Below are 8021 nucleotides of genomic sequence, written 5' to 3' on the forward strand. Positions count from 1 at the left end.
TTGTTCTCAAGTCTTTACCAAGTCAGGCTTATCAGGAATGGTGCAAGATCTGAGTCAATCAAAGTGCTTTTAACCTGCCAAGTTCCAGCAATCCAAGTGGGGTAGTTCAGATCTTGGTTAGGACGCTCGACTGGAGGCTTAGAGTGCCAGTTGGGGAAGGTAGCAACGCGATCGCTTAAGGGAGCAGCAAGCGTCGCAGGCGTCCAGAGTAGAAATAGCAGAGATGCGAAGACGATGCAGCGAAAGAAGATTTTGCGGTTAGAGGATTCGCCCTCACCCCCTGCCCCTCTCCCAAACTTGGGAGAGGGGAGCAAGAGTTCCAGTTCCCCCATACTTAAACGAAACGCATTTCTACTCATTCAGCATTATCCTTGCAGGGCAGGGGATGCAGCTTTGAGAGCAAAAATCTTCTCTAGAACGGCTTCTACCACTTTATCGGGCGTCGAGGCTCCAGACGTAATGCCAATTACAAGTTCTCCCTTAGGAAGCCAGTTTTCCACCACTTCTAAGTCGCGATGCAGCGGCTTGTGTTCAATGCGATTGCCTGCTTTAATGCGCTGATCGCTATCAATATGGAAAGATGGGATGTTTCGCTCGATCGCGATTTCCTGTAAATGAGTCGTGTTTGACGAATTGTAGCCACCGATGACGACCATCAAATCCAGTTTTTCTTTGACTAGATCAAACATTGCATCTTGGCGTTCTTGCGTCGCATCACAAATCGTATTGAAGCTAAGAAAATGTTCGTTGAGGTTATGAGTGCCATATTTTCGCATCATCGTCCGCTCGAACAGTTTACCAATCTGCTCGGTTTCTCCCTTCAGCATTGTGGTCTGATTTGCGATGCCAATGCGATCGAGGTCTACATCTGGGTCGAATCCTTCAGAATACGCTTTCTTGAACTTTGCTAAAAATTCGTCGCGATCGCCGCCGTTGAGAATATAGTCGGCGACATACTGAGCTTGATCGAGATTCAGAACAATTAGATATTTTCCAGCGAACGAACTCGTCGCGATCGTTTCTTCGTGATTGTATTTGCCGTGAATAATTGAGGTGTGATCACCTTTTTTGTGTTTCTCAACCGTATTCCAAACTTTAGACACCCACGGGCAGGTGGTATCGACAATCGTGCAGCCGCGATCGCTAAGGAACTGCATCTCCTGAATGCTTGCCCCAAATGCAGGCAGAATCACCACATCTCCGGTGGTGACTCCCGAAAAATCTTTCTCACCATTCACAACCTCAATGAACTGCACATTCATGTCTCGCAGGCGTTCATTGACCGATGGATTGTGAATGATTTCGTTCGTAATCCAAATTTTCTCGGTTGGAAACTGCTGGCGCGTCTCATACGCCATTGCTACAGCTCGTTCTACGCCCCAGCAAAAGCCAAACGCCTCGGCTAACCGAATCGTCACCGCTCCGCGTTTAAGAACGTAGTTGTTGTCGCGGATTTCTTGAACCAGATTGCTTTGGTATTCCGACTGCATCGCATCGGCGACCTCGGCATCGTGCCCAAAGCCTTTGCGGTGATAATGGTCAGAACTATTGAGCGATCGCTTAAACGCTTTGGTATCCATCCAGTCTTTGCCCCTCAAACACACTACGTTCCCTCAAACCTGATCATAAACGTTGAGAGGGACTCCTTCAAATTACAGCTATTTTGGGCGTCGATTCTCTACCGTTATCTGATTGAAGGTTTCAAGGGCAGAACGCCAGACAAGATAACCTTGCTGACTCAAATGTAGTCCATCTGTGGTCAAATCCGGTCGGAGGAATCCTCGCTCATCCGCAAATATCGGCTGCAAATCGAGATAACTTGCTCCTGCACTCTGGGTCATGGCTGCCAATTTTTGATTGATCGTGCGAATGCGATCGTTGGAAATTTTAAGCAACTGTTGCCGACTCTCAGCAGTGACGATCGATTCATCGGCACGGGGCAAAATCGACTGCATCACAATTTTTGAGTCGGGGTGAGTTTGCCGCAAGTCTTTCAGCATTTGTGAATAATGATTGAGCAATTCTTGATCAGAAATTCCTTTCATCAAATCGTTAATCCCAATCATGACGAAGATCGCCTGAGGATTCGTCTTTTCAAATATCTTTAAGCGTCTTAATAATCCCGTCGAATTTTCACCAGAAATAGCTTGGTTGAGCCAAAGGTATTCATTGGGTAGTAAATCTGACGGAAACCAAAGACTTAATGAATCACCCGCTAAAACCATTAAGCGATCGGGCTTGTTTTTTACCGCCGCTTTTGCTTCTTTCGTCAGAATTTCAAGCCACTGATCGTAGTTGAGACGCTGACTTACAGCCTTGTGGGTTGAAGCCGCTTGAGCAGGACTTGGTTCGGGAAAAGCGGAATCTGACTGGTCTACATAGCGCTCGCCAAAGAACCACACTAGCAATGTCACTCCTAAAATAATATTTGCGATGAGAGACAGGAGAAACCCACTAGAAGGAGGTCTGGACACGGGTTTGATAGAGCGACTGAGCCGAGTGTTGGAGTGAGAAGGTTTAGTCCGCATCAATCATTGCGACCCTGATTTGCTAAGAAGTCTCTCATCAAAATTTTTAGTTCAGCAATCCCTTCGGCATTGGCGGCAATCTGATAGCTGTTCGCATCAATTTGTTCGCTATTGGAAGCGATTTGCTCAGTATTAATGCGTTGCTGTTCGGCAACCAGGCGCAGCTGCTCAGCAACCAAATCCAGTTTTTCGGCAGTACTACGCTGATGGTCGGTGGTAATGCGCTGTTCTTGAGCAGTGGCCCGCTGCCAGTCAGCAACCTGAGCTAGAACTAAACCAATTCCAGAGACGATCGCTTCTAAGCGATCAAGACGATCTTCAGAAGAAACAGAGGATTGGGACATAGATTTGCGGACTATTCTCTAACTCACACCTTATAGCTCAAAACTCGCGTTTTAGACAGTTAATCGGCTCCTTCAATTGGAGCAAATCCCTGCCGTTGGACGTTCTCGGTAATAACTCGCGGCTCGAGGAATTGCAGTAGATAATCAGGTCCACCTGCTTTGGAGCCAACACCAGAGAGTTTGAAGCCGCCAAACGGTTGACGAGCGACGATCGCACCCGTAATGCCTCGGTTGATATAGAGATTTCCAACCTCAAATTCGGTTTGGGCTTGCTCAATATGAGAGGGTGTGCGCGAATAAAGTCCTCCAGTCAACGCGTAAGGTGTGCTGTTTGCGGCGTCTAATGCCTCACCGAAGGTTTTGGCTTTCATCACGGCAAGCACAGGTCCAAAAATCTCTTCTTGAGCAATTTTGGCGTCAGATGCAACGTTGGCAAAGATGACAGGTCCGACAAAGTAGCCACCATCTGGGGCAGGCAATTCGAGAGCAACTTCAGCTTCGGTGCGTCCTTTTTCGATATAGGATTTGATCCGTTGCTGGGCTTCGTCATCAATAACAGGGCCGACGCGAGTACTGGGGTCTTCAGCAATTCCAACATTTAGCGATCGCGTTGCTTCAACCAGTCTTGCTAAAAAGGTGTCGTAGATTGGTTCAAGGACGATCGCTCGCGAACAGGCAGAACATTTCTGTCCGCTATAACTAAACGCTGACTGCACCACACCTTGAACCGCTTGATCGAGGTCGGCACTTTCATCAATCACAATGGCGTTTTTGCCGCCCATTTCGGCGACAACCCGCTTCAGATGTTTCTGTCCGGGTTGCAGAATGGCAGCGTCAGCGTAAATCTGACAGCCCACGGCTTGAGATCCGGTGAAGACGATCATATGAGTGTCTTTGTGCTTCACCATATGCGCTCCCACCGTCGAACCCTTTCCTGGCACAAATTGAAAGACGCCACGGGGAAAACCTGCTTCAACCAAGATCTCTGTAATTTTGGCAGCAATAATGGATGAGGTTTCGGCAGGCTTAAGCAAGACGCAATTTCCGGTTACAAGGGCTGCAACTGTCATACCCATTGGAATCGCTAAGGAAAAATTCCAGGGAGAGATGACGATCACAATGCCACGAGGCTGATAGTGATAGTGATTCGTTTCTCCTGGAAAGTTGTAACTGACGCCCGCATCGAGCCGCTCCATTTCGTCCGCATAGTAGGTGCAGAAATCGATCGCTTCAGACACTTCGGCATCGGCTTCTTTCACAGGTTTTCCCGTCTCTAACACCATCCAAGCAATGATTTCATCACGACGCTCGGCAGTTAGGGTGGCAGCTTTACGAAGAATGGCAACCCGATCGCTAGCGGGCGTTTTCCTCCAACTGGAAAAGGCAGTTTTGGCAGCCGCGATCGCAGTTTCTGCCTGCTCAACATCAATCATGCCAATCTCGCCAATCACTTCACTAGAGCGAGACGGATTAACAGATTCCAGTTTCTCTTCGGTTTCGACGTATTCCCCATCAATGAGCGGCAGGTAGGTTTTGCCGAGGGTTTGACGAACGGATTGAATCGTGGCGGAGATACGATCGCGGGCTTCAGTCTCAGCGTAATCCGTGTCGGGCGCATTGTGAAACTGAGTCACAGTAGAGGGAGCAGAGGTCACAGATAGCGGATGAGGCGGGGCGATCAAATCTTCAACGGGACGATCTTCTAGATTTTGGCGGAGGAAAGAACTGTTGGCGGTGTTTTCCAGCAGACGCCGGATCAGGTAAGACATACCCGGAATCAGTTCACCATACGGACAGTAGACGCGGACTCGATAGCCCTGCTCAACCATTGCTTTGGCGAGCTTGTCACCCATGCCGTAGAGCGTTTGGAACTCGACGCGACGCTTGGGAATGTTGAGGGCTTTGACGATGGCGATCGCGTGTGCCTGAGAACGAACATTGTGACTGCCGATCGCGGCGTACAAATGCTCGTGGTTTTTCAGCAACATCTCCGTTAGGGTTTCGTAGTTTGCATCGGTTGCGGCCTTATCGTTAAAAACAGGTTGCTCCCAGTCTTTTTGTACGGCTTTGATCGTTTCTTGATCCCAATATGCGCCTTTTACGAGTCGGATGGTGATCGGAGTACCACGCTGTTTTGCCCAATCAATTAAGCCTTGTAGGTCTTGTTGACTGTCGCGCAAGTAGCCTTGAATGGTGACGCCAATATCAGAGCGATCGCGGAACTCATCTTCTAGTAAAAGCTGCTTCAAAATTGAGAGCGTCAGATCTTTGTATTCGTACTGCTCCATATCAAAGTGAACCGCCGCACCGAGTTCTTTGGCTCGACGCAATAAGGTGCGACTCCGCTCGATCACTCGTGCTTCGCTGCCTTCGGCATCCAACGGATCAAACTGCGAATAAAACGCTGTCAGCTTCACGGAAACTTGCACCTTGGGAAGTAGTTCTCCGTCCGCCGTATCAATTTCGGGCACAGTAGACCAAGATTTAGACGCCTCCGTTAGTTTCGCCATCAGGTCTAAATAGCGATCAAGGTACGATTGCGCTTCGGCTTCGGTAATGACCGCTTCTCCTAGCAAGTCAACCGTGAATGCCATTTTCTCTTTTCGCAATCGCTCGACCGTTTTAAGAATTTGCTTTAAGTCGTCTCCTGCAATGTATTTGTGCGCCAAGGTTTGGACGGCGGTTGAAACTGTGGTCGCTGCCACTTGTCCGGGCATCGAATCTGCATTCGCAAAATTCAGCATCCCCTTCAAGGTAGACGGCAATTCAACCGTTTCATCGCTCAAATATTCCTGCATATGTCGAGCAATCTCGGCTTTGCTGTGGAGCGCGGGCAAACAGTCAATGAAGCGGAAAAGCTGTACCCGTAAGCCCGGATTGCTCATCGCCCAACCGAGCATTTTGTCATCCCACTGCAATTGATCCTTGAAGCGGGCAAACAGCGATCGCGACTCACGAGTGGCGCTGAGCAGTTGACGAGCAATCGATTGAGTTTGATCTTCGTAGCGAGGATCGAACGCCTGACTCACCATAGCTTGGGTCTCCTAGAATGCGGGGAATGAGAGTAGAGGAATCGTTCAAGACTCTAGGAGCTAGAGGAATCACTCATCCGCTACTGATGTTACAAAAGTAGTTTTTCTAAAATCAGCCTTTCTATTGTCTGGTCTGAATGGAATGGCGTAAACGCACGATTTCGAGAAGGTTAGTGTTTGATAACTAAAATCAGAAATGAAATGCATATATTGAGGCGATAGTTTTATTGTAAGCTGGCACATCAGGATGCATGTACTAAAATTGTCCTAGTTGTGCAGGGACGGCTTTATACGTTATGGGATCAACGTTTCAGTTCGGAATCGTGTGCTTCATCCTGTTATTTGGATTGTCGCAATTTTTTCAGTGGGCGCAACATCTCACGATGCCGTTGCCTATTTTTGTGTTAGGCGGAGCAGTTTTAGCGATCGCATCCAATTTCAACAAACGCGCCGGACTGCCCTTTAGCTTGCTGAACGAATGGTCTAAATCTCCAGAACCATCTGTCTCTAAACCGACTTCAGAACTAAATCCATCCCAAGCGCCGCCCGTTTCATCCGTTGTGCAATCGCCAAAGCCCGTTTCGTTTACCATCCGTCAGCCAGAAAAGTAGCAGAGATCGGAAGCGAATCGTTCACAATAATGCTTCACAATGGAAAGTGCTGCATGTTGAAGATGGTATCCCGATCCTTATGAATGTTTGGCTGAACGCTTGGAAGCGGCGAATGATGATTTTTGCTGCTTGTAGTTTAATTGCGATCGCAACCCTTCTTTCTCTCACTCCTTCGGCGCGAGCAGGGATAGAAGACGATCGTTTTGATGGTGACATCTTCGCGCTTTATGCTGGAAACGGTTCCCTTGTGCCGCCAAAGGTAAAGTTAGCAACCTCACTAAAGCAAGGTAAACCCGCGCTGCTCGTGTTTTATACTGACGACAGCCGCGACTGCAAGGTTTTCTCGACGAATGTTTCGCGCATCCAAGGTTACTACGGTCGCGTGATCGATATTTTGGCGGTTCGGGTGGATTCGTTGCCCGTGAAGGATAAGTTTAGTCCGATCGAGGAAGGCTATTACTACAAAGGCTTTGTACCTCAAACGGTCGTGTTCGATCAGTCGGGCAAGGTGGTTCTCAATGAAACGGGAATAATTTCTTTTGAGCAGATCGACGATGTGTTTCGGAACGTGTTTGATTTGTTGCCGCGATCAGAGTCTGCCACTCTCAAGCGGCGGGCTGTCAATGAAATCAACACCGAGCTTGTGAAAGAGTAAAAGACTCTCATTGACGGCTGATAAAATTTGATGTCGCACAGTTCCCCGATTTCTTAGAGAGGTCGGGGAACTCTCTTTTTAAATCTCTAAACTTGATTTTGAGAACTGCAATATTGATTAGCCGTTCCCATTATTTGATTAACAGTTGTCGTTATTTGATTTTGCCAACTGATAGATAAGTTTCGTTTAAGCGAAATCTAATTTGCTATAAACAGTTATTGATTTTGAGTTGAACTTTTTTGATTTTGAGTTCTGGTTTTCTAATTACCCTCAAACGAAATTAGATCATCTGAACAACTTGAAATAAGTTCAGAAAAACCACTGAAGCGATCGCTCGTAGCCAGACTAAACCTGAAAATACGCAGAACGTTTCCACTTACCCCGCCCAAGCAGCGTATTAGCCGGAAAGCTTCTGTCTATCTACCAAATCTGGAGTGATGGGTAGAAGTCTTCCACCTATCTATCGGTTTTAGAATGATGGGAGAAACAGCACAATAATAGTTATGCTGCGAGTCCTCTTGGAACAGTAGCTTCAAAGTCATTCTTGAGACTCAGCAATAAATTATTTTGAGGTGCATAGTAAGCGATCCTAGTTAACTGTTTACTGCTTCGTAGTCTTCCCAAGCTGCCTTCGCACCAACCTCTACGATCAAACTCAAATCACACCCATACTCTCCAGCACAGCTAAAAGAACCAAGTTCTAGGATGTATAGCTCCCCTTCCGACTCACAGATATCTACTGTGTATAGCAATTCTGGATACCAATTAACCTGCTTCAACACTTCAGCAAGGTAGTTTGCTAGGTTGTGTTGATAATTATGTGAAGTTGGGCTGAATAAGCTAAAAGGCGA

At 47.5% G+C, this 8021-nt stretch carries 8 protein-coding genes; 2 read left to right on the forward strand and 6 right to left on the reverse strand.

Annotated elements, in window-relative coordinates:
• Nucleotides 1–14 precede the first annotated feature (14 nt).
• The 5 genes from AC5JLB_RS10245 to pruA all read right to left on the reverse strand — a co-directional run bounded on the left by AC5JLB_RS10245 (nt 15) and on the right by pruA (nt 5904).
• Nucleotides 15–359, reverse strand: a complete 345-nt coding sequence (locus AC5JLB_RS10245; protein ID WP_495873731.1) for a hypothetical protein — start codon at nt 357–359, stop codon at nt 15–17.
• 6 nt (nt 360–365) lie between these two features.
• The gene (locus AC5JLB_RS10250) at nt 366–1580 is read right to left on the reverse strand and encodes a 4-hydroxy-3-methylbut-2-enyl diphosphate reductase (RefSeq protein WP_495873732.1); all 1215 of its coding nucleotides are present in this window, start codon (nt 1578–1580) and stop codon (nt 366–368) included.
• 78 nt (nt 1581–1658) lie between these two features.
• Nucleotides 1659–2474, reverse strand: a complete 816-nt coding sequence (locus AC5JLB_RS10255; RefSeq protein ID WP_495873733.1) for a GDSL-type esterase/lipase family protein — start codon at nt 2472–2474, stop codon at nt 1659–1661.
• A gap of 53 nt (nt 2475–2527) precedes the next feature.
• Nucleotides 2528–2872 (reverse strand): hypothetical protein, encoded by a 345-nt coding sequence (locus AC5JLB_RS10260; RefSeq protein ID WP_495873734.1) that lies wholly within the window; start codon nt 2870–2872, stop codon nt 2528–2530.
• Between the two features lie 59 nt (nt 2873–2931).
• On the reverse strand, nt 2932–5904 hold the full coding sequence (gene pruA / locus AC5JLB_RS10265) for an L-glutamate gamma-semialdehyde dehydrogenase (RefSeq protein WP_495873735.1): 2973 nt from the start codon (nt 5902–5904) through the stop codon (nt 2932–2934).
• Between the two features lie 296 nt (nt 5905–6200).
• On the opposite strand from pruA, the gene AC5JLB_RS10270 reads away from it, so the two are divergent.
• Both AC5JLB_RS10270 and AC5JLB_RS10275 read left to right on the forward strand, forming a co-directional pair.
• Nucleotides 6201–6515 carry a hypothetical protein gene (locus AC5JLB_RS10270; protein WP_495873736.1) on the forward strand — a complete coding sequence of 105 codons (315 nt, stop codon included), beginning with the start codon at nt 6201–6203 and terminating at the stop codon, nt 6513–6515.
• Nucleotides 6516–6594: 79 nt separating this feature from the next.
• Entirely contained in the window at nt 6595–7170 is a 576-nt protein-coding gene (locus tag AC5JLB_RS10275) for a thylakoid membrane photosystem I accumulation factor (protein WP_495873737.1), read from the forward strand.
• 593 nt (nt 7171–7763) lie between these two features.
• Here the strand turns inward: AC5JLB_RS10275 and AC5JLB_RS10280 are convergent.
• Nucleotides 7764–8021: hypothetical protein (locus tag AC5JLB_RS10280; RefSeq protein WP_495873738.1), on the reverse strand; the 258-nt coding region annotated here is incomplete at its 5' end.

This window comes from Myxacorys chilensis (assembly GCF_059505265.1).

What these genes read in the sequence shown, in the direction of transcription:
- AC5JLB_RS10245 (WP_495873731.1), bottom strand. Translation starts at nt 359, where the DNA reads ATGAGTAGAAATGCGTTTCGTTTAAGTATGGGGGAACTGGAACTCTTG.
- AC5JLB_RS10250 (WP_495873732.1), bottom strand. Translation starts at nt 1,580, where the DNA reads ATGGATACCAAAGCGTTTAAGCGATCGCTCAATAGTTCTGACCATTAT.
- AC5JLB_RS10260 (WP_495873734.1), bottom strand. Translation starts at nt 2,872, where the DNA reads ATGTCCCAATCCTCTGTTTCTTCTGAAGATCGTCTTGATCGCTTAGAA.
- pruA (WP_495873735.1), bottom strand. Translation starts at nt 5,904, where the DNA reads ATGGTGAGTCAGGCGTTCGATCCTCGCTACGAAGATCAAACTCAATCG.
- AC5JLB_RS10270 (WP_495873736.1), top strand. Translation starts at nt 6,201, where the DNA reads ATGGGATCAACGTTTCAGTTCGGAATCGTGTGCTTCATCCTGTTATTT.
- AC5JLB_RS10275 (WP_495873737.1), top strand. Translation starts at nt 6,595, where the DNA reads ATGAATGTTTGGCTGAACGCTTGGAAGCGGCGAATGATGATTTTTGCT.